The sequence below is a fragment of the Bradyrhizobium sp. CCGB12 genome (assembly GCF_024199845.1).
GTDB lineage: Bacteria > Pseudomonadota > Alphaproteobacteria > Rhizobiales > Xanthobacteraceae > Bradyrhizobium.
Window position 1 is genome coordinate 8,174,792 of record NZ_JANADO010000001.1, and the last position, 15,884, is coordinate 8,190,675.

Annotated in this window: 11 protein-coding genes; 6 read left to right on the forward strand and 5 right to left on the reverse strand. The window is 65.4% G+C overall.

What is annotated here, in order from left to right; genetic code table 11:
- Positions 1 to 219: 219 nt before the first annotated feature.
- Positions 220 to 1,224, forward strand: coding sequence for an SPFH domain-containing protein (locus NLM27_RS37540; protein ID WP_254148046.1), 1,005 nt, complete (start codon positions 220 to 222; stop codon positions 1,222 to 1,224).
- 118 nt (positions 1,225 to 1,342) lie between these two features.
- Positions 1,343 to 1,786, forward strand: coding sequence for an NfeD family protein (locus tag NLM27_RS37545; RefSeq protein ID WP_254148047.1), 444 nt, complete (start codon positions 1,343 to 1,345; stop codon positions 1,784 to 1,786).
- 89 nt (positions 1,787 to 1,875) lie between these two features.
- Here NLM27_RS37545 and NLM27_RS37550 read toward each other — a convergent pair whose 3' ends face one another.
- Positions 1,876 to 2,265 (reverse strand): helix-turn-helix domain-containing protein, encoded by a 390-nt coding sequence (locus NLM27_RS37550; protein ID WP_254148048.1) that lies wholly within the window; start codon positions 2,263 to 2,265, stop codon positions 1,876 to 1,878.
- 72 nt (positions 2,266 to 2,337) lie between these two features.
- On the opposite strand from NLM27_RS37550, the gene NLM27_RS37555 reads away from it, so the two are divergent.
- Positions 2,338 to 2,895, forward strand: a complete 558-nt coding sequence (locus NLM27_RS37555) for a carboxymuconolactone decarboxylase family protein (protein ID WP_254148049.1) — start codon at positions 2,338 to 2,340, stop codon at positions 2,893 to 2,895.
- Between the two features lie 175 nt (positions 2,896 to 3,070).
- Here the strand turns inward: NLM27_RS37555 and NLM27_RS37560 are convergent, their stop codons facing one another.
- On the reverse strand, positions 3,071 to 4,078 hold the full coding sequence (locus NLM27_RS37560; protein ID WP_254148050.1) for an SIS domain-containing protein: 1,008 nt from the start codon (positions 4,076 to 4,078) through the stop codon (positions 3,071 to 3,073).
- Positions 4,079 to 4,268: 190 nt separating this feature from the next.
- Here NLM27_RS37560 and NLM27_RS37565 point away from each other — a divergent pair, with 190 nt between their 5' ends.
- A complete protein-coding gene (locus NLM27_RS37565) occupies positions 4,269 to 6,023 on the forward strand; it encodes an outer membrane beta-barrel protein (protein WP_254148051.1) in 1,755 nt (584 codons plus the stop codon).
- 175 nt (positions 6,024 to 6,198) lie between these two features.
- Here NLM27_RS37565 and NLM27_RS37570 read toward each other — a convergent pair whose 3' ends face one another.
- Together NLM27_RS37570 and gltB are read right to left on the reverse strand one after the other, a co-directional pair.
- Positions 6,199 to 7,650, reverse strand: a complete 1,452-nt coding sequence (locus NLM27_RS37570) for a glutamate synthase subunit beta (protein ID WP_254148052.1) — start codon at positions 7,648 to 7,650, stop codon at positions 6,199 to 6,201.
- Positions 7,651 to 7,794: 144 nt separating this feature from the next.
- The gene (gltB, locus tag NLM27_RS37575; RefSeq protein ID WP_254148053.1) at positions 7,795 to 12,528 is read right to left on the reverse strand and encodes a glutamate synthase large subunit; all 4,734 of its coding nucleotides are present in this window, start codon (positions 12,526 to 12,528) and stop codon (positions 7,795 to 7,797) included.
- Positions 12,529 to 13,022: 494 nt separating this feature from the next.
- On the opposite strand from gltB, the gene NLM27_RS37580 reads away from it, so the two are divergent.
- A complete protein-coding gene (locus tag NLM27_RS37580; RefSeq protein ID WP_254148054.1) occupies positions 13,023 to 13,865 on the forward strand; it encodes a hypothetical protein in 843 nt (280 codons plus the stop codon).
- Between the two features lie 179 nt (positions 13,866 to 14,044).
- Here the strand turns inward: NLM27_RS37580 and NLM27_RS37585 are convergent, their stop codons facing one another.
- Positions 14,045 to 14,506, reverse strand: a complete 462-nt coding sequence (locus tag NLM27_RS37585; protein WP_254148055.1) for an Hsp20 family protein — start codon at positions 14,504 to 14,506, stop codon at positions 14,045 to 14,047.
- Positions 14,507 to 14,756: 250 nt separating this feature from the next.
- Between NLM27_RS37585 and NLM27_RS37590 the strand changes: the two genes are divergently transcribed.
- On the forward strand, positions 14,757 to 15,704 hold the full coding sequence (locus NLM27_RS37590) for an alpha/beta fold hydrolase (RefSeq protein WP_254148056.1): 948 nt from the start codon (positions 14,757 to 14,759) through the stop codon (positions 15,702 to 15,704).
- Positions 15,705 to 15,884 lie beyond the last annotated feature (180 nt).

Here is a 15,884-nt window from a genome sequence, read left to right on the forward strand (position 1 = left end):
TTCGATAGGACTGGTACGAAATCCTTAACGTCCGCTGCTAGGTCTGCGCCCGGACGCTTTCAAGAGCCTTTCTGAAATACATATCGTGACCGTTCCCTCCTGGCGTGTCTTGTGCAGAATCGCGCCTGTACCGACGTTACTTGCGACCGCTGAACCGGTAGGGTTGTGATCCCGACCAATGACGGCGCGGGAAAGGTCCTTTCCTGTCTTGGAGGAAATATGAGCGGTTTCGACATTTTCGCGATTGTTCTGGTGTTGCTCGTCATCGTCACGCTGGTCGCCGGCGTGAAGACGGTGCCGCAGGGCTATGACTGGACCATCGAGCGGTTCGGCAAATACACCCAGACCTTGCGCCCCGGGCTCAACCTGATCGTGCCCTATTTCGACCGCGTCGGGCGCAAGATCAACATGATGGAGCAGGTGATCGACATTCCCGAGCAGGAGGTCATCACCAAGGACAACGCCACCGTGACGGTGGACGGCGTAGCCTTCTATCAGGTATTCGATGCCGCGAAGGCGAGCTACGAGGTCGCCAATCTCAACCAGGCGATTACCGTCCTGACCATGACCAACATCCGCTCGGTGATGGGTTCGATGGATCTCGACCAGGTGCTGTCGCATCGTGACGAGATCAACGAGCGCCTGCTGCGCGTCGTCGACGCCGCGGTCTCGCCCTGGGGCGTCAAGGTCAACCGCATCGAGATCAAGGACATCGTCCCGCCGGCCGACCTCGTCGAAGCCATGGGCCGGCAGATGAAGGCCGAGCGCGTCAAGCGCGCCGACATTCTCGCCGCCGAGGGCCAGCGCCAATCCGAGATCCTGCGCGCCGAGGGCGCCAAGCAGGGCCAGATCCTCCAGGCCGAGGGCCGCAAGGAAGCTGCGTTCCGCGATGCCGAAGCGCGCGAGCGGTCCGCGGAGGCCGAGGCCAAGGCGACGCAGATGGTCAGTGAAGCCATCTCCAAGGGCGATGTTGCCGCGTTGAACTATTTCATCGCCGACAAATATATCAAGGCGTTCGGCCAGTTCGCGGAGGCGCCGAACCAGAAGATCATCATGCTGCCGATGGAAGCGACGAGCATGCTCGGCTCGCTCGCCGGCATCGGCGAGATCGCCAAGGCGACCTTTGGCGAGAGCGCGGCCTCCGCGGCCGCCGCCGCTCGCCGTCCCGGCTCGGTGCCGCCGACCGGCGGCACGCCGCCGGCGGTGCCGCCGCGGCAGGGGTAAACCGCATGCCCCGGACCCGGAGGGCCACGTTGGTGCAAAGTGGATACCGGTTTTCCCTCGCGACAAACGCGGAGCGCATTTGCGCGGAGGGCATGCGCCAATGTAAAGAGGTCGTGTCATGACCGACATGTTCGTATCGCTCGGCACCTGGAACTGGCTGATCTTCGGCTTCATCCTCATGGCGCTCGAGGTGCTGGCGCCGGGCATCTTCCTGTTCTGGCTCGGGCTCGCCGCGCTGCTCGTCGGCCTGATCTCGTTCACTGTTGCGGTGTCCTGGCAGATCCAGCTCGTGATGTTCGCGATCTTCGCCGCCGCGGCGGTGCCGGTGTGGCGCCGTCTGGCCCGGCCGAAACCCGACGCCAGCGCCAGCCCCTTCCTCAACAAGCGCACGGAGGCGCTACTCGGCCGCGAGTTCACCCTGGAGAAGCCGATCATCGACGGCTCGGGCACCGTCCGCATCGGCGACACAGTGTGGCGCGTGGCTGGCCCGGATACTCCGGCAGGGACGCGGGTGAAGGTGGTGCAAGTGGACGGCGCCAATCTGACGGTCGCTGCGGCGTAGAGACTCTTCGCCTCTCCCGCGTGCGGGGAGAGGCCGGATTGCATCGCAGATGCAATCCGGGTGAGGGGGACTCTGCGCGAATCCGTCTCTTACCGTCCTCGCGGAGGCTCTCCCTCACCCCGACCCTCTCCCCGCAAGCGGGAAGAGGGGGAAGACCTCTTCCACCTCTCCGCAAATTTGTGCAGCGGCATGAACGTCTCGCACAATTCCCGCCCCAGCGCTGTCAGGCCGTAACCTCCACCGTCGCCCAGCTCGACGAACCCTGCCTCGCGCAACTCGCTCAGCCGCGCTTGCAGCACCGTCGGCGAAGCTTCGTCACATGCGCTGCGTAAGCCTCGGGAGGTGAGGGGGGCGTCGCGCAATTCCCACAGGATCCGAAGGCTCCAGCGCCGGCCCAGGAGGTCGAGCAGCGCCATGATCGGCCGTCCCGTGCGCGAGCCGCGCACACTGCGTGATCCGGAAGTAGCCCGTTTCGACATCGGCGCCCCCTTGCGTTGTGCTACAAATAATGTAGCATATTGCTACGGTAATTGTAGCAACGGAGGCGGCTTATGTCCCAGCAGATGCCACGCATCGCGCCGCTCGATCCGCCTTATCCCCCGGAGATCCAGGCGCAGTTCGACCGCATCATGCGCGGCGCGCCGACGCTGATGCTGTTCCGGGTGATGGCGGGCCACTGCCGTGCCTGGGACAAGTTTCGCGCCGGCGGCCTGCTCGATCCCGGCCCGCTGTCCTTGCGTCTGCGCGAGATCGTCATCGACCGCACCTCCGCGCTGAACAGGTGCGAGTACGAATGGGGCGTGCACGTCGCGATCTTTGCCGGCCCCGCGCGGCTCACCGAGGAGGAGGTGCGGGCGACCGTGTTGGGCGATGCGACGTCGCCGTGCTGGTCGCCGGCCGAGCAGGCGCTGATCGCGGCCGTCGATGCGCTGCATCACCGTGCGACGCTCGATGACGAGGAGTTCGCCGCGCTGTCGGCACATTACGACGAGGCGCAGATCCTGGAGATCATGCTGTTGTGCGGCTTCTATCGCACGGTATCGTATCTAGCGAACGGCTTGAGGCTGCCGCTGGAGGAGAAGGCGGCGCGGTTTCCGCCGCCACTCTAGCCACCGTCATTGCTCGCAATGACGACGTGGAGGCAGGCGCGCGCTACATCCTCTCTGTCATTCCGGGGCGCGACGAAGTCGCGAGCCCGGAAGCCATTGGGCCGCGATCTCAGTGAAATGGATTCCGGGCTCGCGCCAAGTGGCGCGCCCCGGAATGACGGGAGGAGGCAGCGCCCTACGCCACGCCGGCCCGCAACAGATCGTGCAGATGCACGATCCCGACCACCTTGCCCGCTTCGGTCACGACCAGCGTGGTGATCTTGCGCGTGTTCAGCACCTCGATCATCTCGGTCGCGAGCATCGAGGGCGGCACCGTCTTCGGCTCCCTGGTCATGATCTCGTCGACCGTCGCCGTCAACAGGTCCGGTCGCATGTGGCGGCGCAGATCGCCGTCGGTGATGATGCCAGCGATGGCGCCGGCATCATCGATGATGCAGACGCAGCCGAGCCCCTTGGCCGACATCTCGACCACGGCGTCCGACATCTTGGTACCGAGCGGCTTGACCGGGATCTCGTCGCCCGTGCGCATGTAGTCGCGGACGAATTTCAGCATCGCACCCAGCTTGCCGCCGGGGTGGAAGTGCGCGAACTCGAGCGCGGTGAAGCCGCGGCCTTCGAGCAGCGCGATCGCGATCGCGTCGCCGATCGCGGCCTGCATCAGCGTCGAGGTGGTCGGCGCCAGATTGTGCGGGCAGGCCTCACGCGCCTTCGGCAACTCGATCACGATGTCGGCGGCTTGTCCCAGCGAGGACGCCGCGCTCGACGTCACCGCGATCATAGGAATCGCAAAGCGCGCCGAATAGTTCACGAGGTTCTTCATCTCCGGCTGCTCGCCGGACCAGGACAGCGCCATGATGACGTCGTCGGTCGTGATCATGCCGAGATCGCCATGGCCGGCTTCGGCCGTGTGCACGAAGAAGGCGGGCGTTCCAGTCGAGGCCAGCGTCGCCGCGATCTTGCGGCCCATATGGCCTGACTTGCCGAGCCCGGTGACGATGACGCGGCCCTTGGCGTTGCGGATCAGATCGACCGCCTTGGCAAATGTCGCACCCAGCGGTCCGCGCAGGGCCGTGGCGAGCGCGTTGATGCCGCCGCTCTCGGTCTCCAGCGTGCGGAGCGCGGATTCGACGCTATCAGGGATGGAGCCGGATGATGCGGTCATCAGCGGTTTCGAACTCGGCATGCTCAGGTCCAAGGAGGAGGGCGTTCGCCCGTTGGCGCCTGCTTAGCACGCCGCGGCCGAGGAGGCGACGCGGCCGCCAACTCCCTCAACGGGTCATTAACCATAATTGTTTTAACTCCATTAAGGATGGTTCCCGCCTACCGGCGGAGGTCGTCATGAAAGTGTTTGATTTCGTTGGAGTTCTTTCATCGTGGGGTCGTCTCCAGGCAGGGGCCGGAGCAAACGCGCGCATTTCCTGCGCGCGGCTTTGCCGTGGCTGGTGCTGACGGCCTTTGACAGCGCACCGGCTTTGGCCCAGAGCCTCACACCCGATCTGTTCAATCCCAACCGCGGCGGCTTCGCCTCGCCCGATACGCTGCCGACACGGCGCACCGCCGGTGTGCCGCAGGCGCCGTCAGACGCTTTGCCGACGCTGCCCGATCCCAACGATCCGCGCCGGCGCCAGCAGCCGGCGGCCGCCCCGCGCGCCGGACAAGGCCCGACCGGTCAGGTCCCGACCTACGGCCTGCCCGCCGCCAACGGCGCGAGCGGCTCCGGTTACGACTCGCTCAACCGCAAGCGGCAGCAGCCCAAGCTCTATCCCGGCCAGCCGAAGCCGAAGCGGCCGCCCGGCCCCGGCTCACCGGTGCCGCCGGCAACGCCGGAGCGGACGCTTGGCCCGCCGCGCATCGCACCGCCGCCCTCCGAGACCGCGCACAAGGTACCGGTGCCGCCGGCGATGGCGGGCAACGTGCCCGGCCAGCCGCTGCGTCGTCGTCTCAAGCTTGACGAGGATCCGTTCGGCGCGGTCGGCGATTATGCCGGCAGCTTCCTGATCAAGGGCGGGCTCGAACTCTCCGCCGGCTACGACACCAATCCGGCGCGCCTCAACAAGCCCGTGGGATCGCCGGCCTATGTGGTCGCGCCCGACCTCCTCGTGGTGTCCGACTGGGAGCGCCATGCGCTGGTCGCCGATTTGCGCGGCTCGTTCTCGGGCTACACCAACAACATGCCGGCGACGATCAACGGCTTCGCCTCGCCGTCGCCGGTCGAGATCGACCGCCCCGATTTCACCGGCCATGTCGACGGCCGCGTCGACGTCACCCGCGATTTCAAGCTCCTCTCGCAGCTCCGTCTGCGGCTAGCCACCGACAATCCCGGCAGCCCGAACGTACAGGCCGGCTTGCAGAAATACCCTGTCTACGCCACCTACGGCACGACCCTCGGCTTCGACCAGACCTTCAACCGCTTCCAGGTGGCGGCCGGCGCCACCGTCGATCGCACCGCCTACACCGACTCCAAGCTCACCGACGGCTCGACCTTTGCCAACACCGACCGCGACTTCAATCAATATGGCGGTGTGGGGCGGTTCTCCTACGACCTGAAACCGGGCTTGAAACCGTTCGTCGAGATCGAGGGCGACACCCGCGTGCACGACCAGGCCGCCGATCGCAACGGCTATTTCCGCGATTCGAACGGCGGCTATGCCAAGGTCGGCTCGTCCTTCGAGTTCTCGCGCATCCTCACCGGCGAAATCTCGGTCGGCTATTCCGCGCGCAACTATACCGATCCGCGTCTCAGCCAGCTCGCGGGCTTCCTCACCACGGGCTCACTGATCTGGAATGCGAGCGGCCTCACCACGGTGAAATTCTTCACCGACACGCAGATCAACGAGACCACGATTCCTGGCTCCTCCGGCGTGCTGGTGCGCACCTACGCCGCCGAAGTCGACCACGACTTCCGCCGCTGGCTCACCGCCGTCGGCAAGTTCACCTACGGCACGTACGACTATCAGAACCAGAATCGCAACGACAAGACCTACTCGCTCGAAGGCAATTTGATCTACAAGCTCAACCGCAACGTCTGGATCAAAGGCACGCTGCGCCACGACATCCTGGATTCGAACGTGGCGTCGGCGAGCTCGCAGGGGACGGTGGTGATGCTGGGGGTGAGGCTGCAGAATTAGCGGTTAGTCGCAAGGGTCACTGGCGGAGCCAAGCCCTCGACGTCGTCCTGGCGAAAGCCAGGACCCATTACCCCAGGGAAGAGTGTGGCGAAGACTGGGCACTCGGTACTGCGACCATCGGCCCATCGATAGATTCCGCGGTATGGGTCCTGGCTTTCGCCAGGACGACAGCCGTTTACCGCGGCAGATCCGTCTTCCCCATCAGGAACGTATCGATCGACCGGGCGCACAGCCGGCCCTCGCGGATGGCCCACACCACCAGCGATTGCCCGCGGCGCATGTCGCCGGCCGTGAACACGTTCGGGCGCGAGGTCTGGTAGTCGAGCGTGTTGGCCTTGACGTTGCCGCGCGGGTCGAGCTCGACCGAGAGCATCTTGAGCAGGCCCTCGTGTACGGGATGGACGAAGCCCATGGCGAGCAGGACGAGCTCGGCATCGAGCTCGAACTCGGTGCCGGCAATCGGCTTGAACTTGTCGTCGACGTGCACGCAGTGCAGCTTCTTGACCTTGCCGTTCTCGCCAGAGAACTTTTGCGTCAGCACGGCGAATTCGCGCACGGCGCCTTCAGCCTGGCTGGAGGACGTCCGCATCTTCAAGGGCCAGTTCGGCCAGGTCAGGCCCTTGTTCTCGCGCTCGGGCGGGGCGGGCATGATCTCGAGCTGGGTCACCGACAGCGCGCCCTGCCGCAGCGAGGTGCCGATGCAGTCAGAGCCGGTGTCGCCGCCGCCGATGACGACGACGTGCTTGCCGTCGGCCAGAATCTCCTGGACGCCGCCGAGCGGCTCCTCGGAGACGCGGCGGTTCTGCTGCGGCAGGAAGTCCATGGCGTAGTGAATGCCCTGAAGCTCGCGGCCGGGGATCGGCAGGTCGCGCGGGGCTTCCGCGCCGCCGGTCAGCGCCACTGCGTCGAACTCGTTGAGCATCTCGCGCGGATCGACATTGCCGCCAGCGCCGACATGGCTGTTGTAGTGGAAGGTGACGCCTTCGCCTTCCATCTGCTTGACGCGGCGGTCGATGACGCCCTTCTCCATCTTGAAGTCGGGGATGCCGTAGCGCAGCAGGCCGCCGGCCTTGGCGTACTTCTCGAACAGATGCACGTCGTGGCCGGCGCGGGCGAGCTGCTGCGCGCAGGCCATGCCGGCCGGACCCGAGCCGATCACGGCGACCTTCTTGCCGGTCTTCACGGCGGCGACTTCCGGCTTCAGCCAGCCATTGTCCCAGGCGCGATCGACGATTGCGCATTCGATGGTCTTGATGGTGACGGGGTTGTCGTCGATGTTGAGCGTGCAGGAGGCTTCGCACGGCGCCGGGCAGATGCGTCCCGTGAACTCCGGGAAATTGTTGGTCGAGTGCAGGTTGCGCGAGGCTTCTTCCCAATTGCCCTGGTAGACGAGGTCGTTCCAGTCGGGGATCTGGTTGTTGACCGGGCAGCCGGGCGTGCCGGGCGCGACCGAGCCGGTGCCGTGGCAATAGGGAATGCCGCAGTTCATGCAGCGCGCGGCCTGGTCGCGCGTTTCCTTCTCGGTCAAGGGAACGACGAACTCGCTGTAATGCTTCACGCGCTCGGCGACCGGGGTGTACTTGCGGTCGTGCCGTTCGATTTCGAGAAAACCCGTGATCTTGCCCATTAAACCCGAAGTCCCTGCCGCTTAGTCGTTTGTTGCTGCTTCAACCGTCATTGCGAGGAGCGAAGCGACGAAGCAATCCAGTCTGCTGCTGAGGAGAAAGTCTGGATTGCTTCGCTGCGCTCGCAATGACGGGCGCTGATATGATTACGCCCCGATCGCGATTTTCGGCTCGGCGTCCGCGTTGGCGGCCATTTCGCGCAGCGCGCGCCGGTATTCGACCGGCATCACCTTGCGGAATTTGGGCAGCCATTCCTTCCAATTGGCAAGGATGTCGGCGGCGCGCTTGGAGCCGGTTGCTTTCGCATGGCGCGAGATCAGGACGTGGAGGCGCTCGACGTCGGAATCGAGCAGGTTCTTGAACACGTCGACCCGGCCGTGCGACTCGAGGTCACCTGAATGATTGTAGGTGCCGGCGTTGATCAGCTCTTCCGACAGCACCGGCTCGAGCTCGACCATGCTGAGGTTGCACAGCTTGTCGAAGCCACCGGTCTCGTCGAGCACATAGGCGATGCCGCCGGACATGCCGGCCGCGAAGTTGCGCCCGGTCTTGCCGAGCACGACCACGATGCCGCCTGTCATGTATTCACAGCAATGATCGCCGGCGCCTTCGACGACCGCCACCGCACCCGAGTTGCGCACGGCGAAGCGCTCGCCGGCGACACCACGGAAGTAGCACTCGCCTTGAATGGCGCCGTACATCACGGTGTTGCCGACGATGATGCTTTCTTCCGGCACGATGCCGCTGTTGGCAGGCGGCTTGACGATGATCTTGCCGCCCGAGAGGCCCTTGCCGACATAGTCGTTGGCTTCGCCTTCGAGCTCGAAGGTGACGCCCTGCGCCAGCCACGCGCCGAAAGCCTGGCCGGCGGTGCCCTTGAGACCGACATGGATCGTGTCGTGCGGCAGGCCGGCATGGCCGTAGATCTTGGCGACCGCGCCCGACAGCATCGCGCCCGCGGAGCGGTTGGTGCTGTTGATTGCGGCTTCGATCTTCACCGGCGCGCCGCGGTCGAGCGCAGGCGTCGCCTTCTCGATCAGCGTGCGGTCGAGCACCGCTTCCAGATGATGGTTCTGGCGCTCGGAGTGATAGATCTTCTGACCCTTCTCTTCCTTCTGCTTGACGAACAGTTTTGAGAAGTCGAGGCCCTTGGCCTTCCAGTGCGCAACCAGCCTGGTCTGGTCGAGCAGCTGAACCTGGCCGACCATCTCGTTGAAGGTGCGGAAGCCGAGGCTCGCCATGATCTCGCGGACTTCTTCCGCGACGAAGAAGAAATAGTTGATGACGTGCTCGGGCTGGCCGGTGAAGCGCTTGCGCAGCACCGGATCCTGCGTCGCAACACCGACCGGACAGGTGTTGAGGTGGCACTTGCGCATCATGATGCAGCCTGCCGCGATCAGCGGTGCAGTGGCGAAGCCGAACTCATCGGCACCCAGCAGCGCGCCGATCACGACGTCACGGCCGGTGCGGAAGCCGCCGTCGACCTGGACCACGATGCGGCTGCGCAGCCGCTCGCGCACCAGCGTCTGATGGGTTTCGGCGAGGCCGATCTCCCACGGGGAGCCGGCGTGCTTGATCGAGGTCAGCGGCGAAGCACCGGTGCCGCCCTCGAAGCCCGCGATGGTGACATGGTCGGCGCGCGCCTTGGCGACGCCCGCGGCCACCGTGCCGACGCCGATCTCGGAGACGAGCTTGACCGAGACGTCACCGGTCGGGTTGACGTTCTTGAGGTCGTAGATGAGCTGCGCCAGATCCTCGATCGAGTAGATGTCGTGGTGCGGCGGCGGCGAGATCAGGCCGACGCCCGGCGTCGAGTGCCGGACCTTGGCGATGGTCGCGTCGACCTTGTGGCCGGGCAGCTGGCCGCCTTCGCCGGGCTTGGCGCCCTGCGCCATCTTGATCTGCATCATGTCGGAGTTGACGAGATACTCCGTGGTGACGCCGAAGCGGCCAGAGGCGACCTGCTTGATCGCCGAGCGCATGGAATCGCCGTTCGGCATCGGCTTGAAGCGGTCGGCTTCCTCGCCACCCTCGCCGGTGTTCGACTTGCCGCCGATCCGGTTCATGGCGATCGCGAGCGTGGTGTGTGCCTCGCGCGAGATCGAGCCGAAGCTCATCGCACCCGTGGCGAAGCGCTTGACGATGTCCTTGGCCGGCTCGACCTGGTCGAGGGCTACAGGCTTGCGCTTCTCTTCGTCCGCGTTCTTGATCCGGAACAGGCCGCGCAGCGTCAGAAGCCGCTCAGACTGCTCGTTGAGGATTTTTGCGAAGGCGCGGTAGCGCTCCTGCGAATTGCCGCGCGCGGCGTGCTGGAGCAGCGACACCGACTCGGCGGTCCAGGCATGGTCCTCGCCGCGGCTGCGGTAGGCATATTCGCCGCCGACGTCGAGCGCGCTCTTGTAGACCTGTGCCTCGCCAAACGCGTCGGCATGGCGGCGCACCGCCTCCTCCGCGATCTCGCCAAGGCCGACGCCCTCGACGCGGGTATGCGTACCGGCGAAGAACTTGGCGACGAAATCAGCCTTGAGACCGACCGCGTCAAAAATCTGCGCGCCGCAATATGACTGGTAGGTCGAGATGCCCATCTTGGACATCACCTTGAGCAGGCCCTTGCCGATCGACTTGATGTAGCGCTTGACGATCTCGTAGTCGTCGAGCGAGCCGGGCAGGCGGTCCTTCATCGCGATGATGGTCTCGAACGCAAGATAGGGATTGATCGCTTCGGCGCCGTAGCCGGCAAGACAGGCAAAGTGATGCACTTCGCGCGGCTCGCCGGATTCGACGACGAGGCCGACCGAGGTGCGCAGTCCGACGCGGATCAGATGATGATGCACGGCGGCGCAGGCCAGCAGGGCCGGGATCGGCACCCGGTCGGTGCCGACCATGCGGTCGGACAGGATGATAATGTTGACGCCCTCGCGGACGGCGGCTTCCGCACGCGCGCAGAGCTCGTCGAGCACCTGGTCCATGCCGGCTGCGCCGAGACCGGCGTGGAAGGTGGTGTCGAGCGTGCGCGACTTGAAGTGCGATTCGGCCACGTCGGAGATCGAGCGGATCTTTTCCAGATCGGCGTCGGTCAGGATCGGCTGGCGCACTTCGAGGCGCTTGGTGGTGGCCATGCCCTGGAGATCGAACAAGTTCGGCCGCGGTCCGATGATGGAGACGAGGCTCATCACCAGCTCCTCGCGGATCGGGTCGATCGGCGGGTTGGTGACCTGCGCGAAGTTCTGCTTGAAGTAGGTGAACAGCGGCTTGGCCTTGTCCGACAGCGCCGAGATCGGCGTGTCGTTGCCCATCGAGCCCGCGGCTTCCTCGCCGGTGGCCGCCATCGGCGTCATCAGGATGGTGACGTCTTCCTGGCTGTAGCCGAACGCCTGCTGGCGGTCGAGCAGGGACAGGTTCGAGCGCACGCCTGTCGTCGGCACCTTCGGCAGCTCTTCCAGCACGATCTGGGTCCGCTCCAGCCACTCCTTGTAGGGATGGCTCTTGGCAAGCTCGGCCTTGATCTCGTCGTCGGGGATCAGGCGGCCCTGCTCGAGGTCGACCAGCAGCATCTTGCCGGGCTGCAAGCGCCACTTGGTGATGATCTGGTCCTCGGGGATCGTCAGCACGCCCATCTCGGACGCCATCACGATGCGGTCGTCCTTGGTCACGAGATAGCGCGCCGGCCGCAGGCCGTTGCGGTCGAGCGTGGCGCCGATCTGGCGGCCGTCGGTGAAGGCGATCGCGGCGGGGCCGTCCCACGGCTCCATCAGCGCGGCGTGATATTCGTAGAAGGCGCGGCGCTTCTCATCCATCAGGGGATTGCCGGCCCACGCCTCCGGAATCATCATCATCACGGCGTGCGGCAGCGAGTAGCCGCCCTGCACCAGGAATTCGAGCGCGTTGTCGAAGCAGGCGGTGTCGGACTGTCCCTCATAGGAGATCGGCCAGAGCCGGTTGATCTCCTTGCCGTAGAGCTCGGAGCTCACTGAGGCCTGCCGCGCCGCCATCCAGTTGACGTTGCCGCGCAGCGTGTTGATCTCGCCGTTGTGCGCGATCATGCGATAGGGATGCGCCAGCGACCAGGCCGGGAAAGTGTTGGTCGAGAAGCGCTGGTGCACGAGTGCGAGCGCGCTCTCAAAATCCTTCTCGTGCAGGTCGGGATAGTACTTGCCGAGCTGGTCGGCGAGGAACATGCCCTTGTAGATCACGGTGCGGCACGACAGCGAGCAGGGATAATAGCCGGCAAGGCCGCGGTCGCGGCGCTGGTAGATCGCCTGCGAGATCGACTTGCGCAGGATGTAGAGCCGGCGCTCGAAGTCGTCCTCGGTCTTGGCGGTGCCGTTGCGCCCGATGAACACCTGCATGCAGGCCGGCTCGGTCGGCTTCACGGTGACGCCGAGCGAGGAATTGTCGGTCGGCACGTCGCGCCAGCCGAGCAGCGTCAGGCCCTCTTCCTTGATCTGGTCGGCGATGATGCTCTTGATGACGTTGCGCCAGGCGGTGTCGCGCGGCATGAACAGCGCGCCGATGGCGTATTCGCCGGGCGCCGGCAGCTTGAAGCCGAGCTCCCCGGCCTTGCGGCTGAAGAAGGCGTGCGGGATCTGCACCAGAATGCCGGCGCCGTCTCCGGCGCGCGGGTCGGCGCCGACCGCGCCGCGATGCTCGAGGTTGCAGAGGATGTTGAGCGCGTCCGCGACGATCTCGTGCGACTTCCTGCCCTTGATGTTGGCGATGAAGCCGACACCGCAGGAATCCTTCTCGAGGCTCGGATCGTAGAGGCCTTCGGCTTTGGGGCGCGAATTATGTTCCTGAATCGGATCGGTCGTTTTCGAGGCGACCGTCGCCGACAGCTCTTCTGCCACGATGTTTGCGCGCTCGAATTGCGACCCGTTCATTGTTCCTATCCTCTCCATGCGGCAAGCTGCCTCACCGCCATCTTCGGCGCACCTTGGGCGTTCCGCGGCACCCGCCTCTGGGTCACCGCTCGTCCGCTCGCGAGCCGCATTTTCTTAAATTCAGGCCTAGGCGTTCTACGTCCCCGAGAACGGCTTTGCCTGGTACCTTCCTGGCGCTCGAGAGCACCAGTTTTCGCTGCAATCCCTGTGCCGGAACCGCAAGCAAAATTGAGACAGCTTTCCTGTCCTAACCATCACCTTGCCAAATTTTTGTCTAGCACACAAGCGCGCGGAAGTCCCGATTCCCGATATGTCAATCAATCGCTTTCCGAAAGTTGCGCGGCCCCGGTTTTGAAGCAAACGCGCCCTGATCCGGCCCCGCGGGTGCCGAAATCCCAAATGAAGCTTCGCATCAACCCTTCGGAAGGTGCGCCACGCCGCGAGAAGCGAAAGAGGGGCGGCCATCGGGAGGGCCTGACAGGAGCGTCTCGACCATGAAGTTTTTCACAGGATGTGTGGCCGCCGCCACGCTGGCGCTGGCAGCCAGCGCCGGGCATGCGCAGGTTCCCGCGAACGGTATCGCGGGAGGGGTTATCGTGGTGTCGGATTTCGACGGACCGTATGGGCCCCCGGAGGCCGCGCCGCCCCCGCCGCCGCGCTATGGCTACGGCTATGGCTACGAGGAGCGCGGCCCGGCCCCGGCACTGCTGCCGTCGACCGAAGTCTACGCGGTGCTGCGCGACAACGGCTTCTCGCCCCTCGGCATCCCGCGACTGCGCGGCAGCGTCTACACCATCGCGGTGATCGACCGCCGCGGCGACGATGGCCGGCTGGTGATCGACGCCCGCGACGGGCGGATCATCCGTTTCATGCCGGCCGCTGACGCCTATGGCATGGCGCCCGCCTATGAGGGGCGCGCGGTCGCGCCTTACGGCCCGCAAAGCGCGCTGCCGCCGCCGACCGTGATCCGCAGCGGCCCGCCGCGCCCGCCGGCTTCAATCCCGCACGTGGCGAGCCGCACCGTGCCGCTGCCCAAGGCCGCGCCGCGGCGCGCCGAGACGCCGGTGGTCGCGTCGAAGCCGGTCGAGCCCGCGCCGCAGCAGTTTCAAGCGTCACCGCAGGCCCAAGCGCCGCAGGCCCAAGCGCCTCAGGCCCAGGCGCCGCAGGCTCAAGCGCCGCAGCAGACTCAAGCCCAGCCCGCGCAGCAGACCGCTGCCATGCAGGCCAAGCCCGCCGAGGCCGTGCCGCAAGCCGCTGCTCCAACCGTCGGTCAAGCCAAGCCGGCGGCAACGATCCTGCCGACCCAGGAGATGCCGGCGGCGCAGGGATTGGACTAGCGGCGTTGGCTTGATCGAACTCGCGCTACATTTTCGGTGTCGTCCCGGCGAAGGCCGGGACCTAGCCCAACCACTCCCTGTGGCTATGGGTCCCGGCCTTCGCCGGGACGACATAGAGCAAAACGAAAAAACGCCCCGGGGCACCGGGGCGTTTTCGCAACTTGGTGGTGTCGATGTGCTTAGGCGGCGACCGAGCTCTCGATCACCTGCGCCTTTGGAGCGCTGGTGTTGATCGCGATCTGGCGCGGCTTCTTGGCCTCGGGAATCTCGCGGACGAGGTCGACGTGAAGCAGGCCGTTCTCGAGCGAGGCGTCCTTCACCTGCACGAAATCGGCAAGCTGGAAGGCGCGCTCGAAGGCGCGTGCGGCAATGCCGCGATAGAGCACTTCGGACTTCGAGTTCTCGTTGGCGACCTTCTCGCCCTTGATCGTCAGCGTGTTTTCCTTCGCGACGATGGAGAGCTCATCCTTGGCGAAGCCCGAGACCGCAACGGTGATGCGGTAGGCGTTCTCGCCGGTACGCTCGATGTTGTAGGGGGGATAACCGGGGCTGCCGTCCGAACCGGCCTGGTCGAGCAAGTTGAAGAGGCGGTCAAAGCCGACGGTGGAACGATAGAACGGGGTGAGATCATAGCTACGCATGGTCAAGTCCTCCATTGAGCGACTGTTCGGGTAACCTGCCCGCCAATCGGGCCGGGCTTTCGTCTGTGTGCAGCCTGATGTTCCGGTTCCGAAACACTGGTAGCGGCCTGCACGAAAATGATATGGGTGGAACGAGACGGCGTTCAAGAGGGCGGCACAAAGCGCCTTTTCGGCGCTCCCGCCCCTTGATTTGCAGCACTTGTCTTACAGCACTTGTCTTACAGCACTTGGCGCCCAAGCACTTCCAATCATGACGCTGGTCTCGATCCCGTCCAATCCCGTCCCCGAAAACGTCGTCAGCGGTACCATCAAGACCCCCGATGGCGCCGAGCTGCGCTTTGCGCGCTGGGCGCCGCCGGCGGGCCGCAAGGGCACCGTCTGCGTCTTCACCGGGCGCAGCGAGCAGATCGAGAAATATTTCGAGACCGTGCGCGACCTGCGCGACCGCGGCTTTGCCGTGGCGATGATCGACTGGCGCGGGCAGGGCCATTCGTCGCGCCGCCTGCGCGATCCGCGCAAGGGCTATGTGCGCGACTTCGCCGATTTCGAGGTCGACGTCGAGACCTTCGTGCAGCAGGTTGTGTTGCCGGATTGCCCGCCGCCGTTCTTCGCGCTCGCCCATTCCATGGGGGGCACCGTGCTGCTGCGGGTGGCGCACGCCGGCAAGCGCTGGTTCGATCGCATGGTGCTGTCGGCGCCGATGATCGATCTGCCCGGCCGCGCTACGTCGCTTCCGGCGCGGATGCTGCTCAGGACGATGCGTCTGCTCGGGCAGGGCGGCCGCTATGTCCCCGGCGGCAACGACCACATCACCGGGCTCAATCCCTTCATCAACAATCCCCTGACCAGCGATCCCGTGCGCTATGCGCGCAATGCCGCGATCCTGGAGGAGGATCCGACGCTCGGGTTGGCGTCGCCGACGGTGGCCTGGGCCGATACAGCGTTCCGCGCGATGCACACCTTCAAGGGCATGAACTACCCCTCGGAGATCCGCCAGCCGATCTTGATGCTGGCGGCCTCCAACGACACCGTGGTCTCGACCGCGGCCATCGAGGAGTTCGCCTATCATTTGCGCGCCGGCTCCCATCTCGTGATTGCCGGCGCCAAGCACGAGATCCTGCAGGAGCAGGACCGCTACCGCTCCCAGTTCTGGGCCGCCTTCGACGCCTTCGTGCCCGGCACGCCGCTGTTCAAGTGAGAGTGGCGGTGCGCTCCCTCGCCCCGTTCTTACGGGGAGAGGGGCTGTTTCCGTGATGGCGGTGAAGGTTGAGTCTGCGGAGAGGCCTCATTCTCCGTCATTGCGAGGAGCTCTTGCGACGAAGCAATCCAGACTGCCTCCGCGAAGACAGTCTGGATTGCTTCGCTGCGCTCGCAATGA

Excerpts from the sequence above, each read along its gene's own strand:
- NLM27_RS37540 (WP_254148046.1), top strand. The coding sequence starts at position 220 with ATGAGCGGTTTCGACATTTTCGCGATTGTTCTGGTGTTGCTCGTCATC.
- NLM27_RS37545 (WP_254148047.1), top strand. The coding sequence starts at position 1,343 with ATGACCGACATGTTCGTATCGCTCGGCACCTGGAACTGGCTGATCTTC.
- NLM27_RS37550 (WP_254148048.1), bottom strand. The coding sequence starts at position 2,265 with ATGTCGAAACGGGCTACTTCCGGATCACGCAGTGTGCGCGGCTCGCGC.
- NLM27_RS37555 (WP_254148049.1), top strand. The coding sequence starts at position 2,338 with ATGTCCCAGCAGATGCCACGCATCGCGCCGCTCGATCCGCCTTATCCC.
- NLM27_RS37560 (WP_254148050.1), bottom strand. The coding sequence starts at position 4,078 with ATGCCGAGTTCGAAACCGCTGATGACCGCATCATCCGGCTCCATCCCT.
- NLM27_RS37570 (WP_254148052.1), bottom strand. The coding sequence starts at position 7,650 with ATGGGCAAGATCACGGGTTTTCTCGAAATCGAACGGCACGACCGCAAG.
- gltB (WP_254148053.1), bottom strand. The coding sequence starts at position 12,528 with ATGAACGGGTCGCAATTCGAGCGCGCAAACATCGTGGCAGAAGAGCTG.
- NLM27_RS37580 (WP_254148054.1), top strand. The coding sequence starts at position 13,023 with ATGAAGTTTTTCACAGGATGTGTGGCCGCCGCCACGCTGGCGCTGGCA.
- NLM27_RS37585 (WP_254148055.1), bottom strand. The coding sequence starts at position 14,506 with ATGCGTAGCTATGATCTCACCCCGTTCTATCGTTCCACCGTCGGCTTT.
- NLM27_RS37590 (WP_254148056.1), top strand. The coding sequence starts at position 14,757 with ATGACGCTGGTCTCGATCCCGTCCAATCCCGTCCCCGAAAACGTCGTC.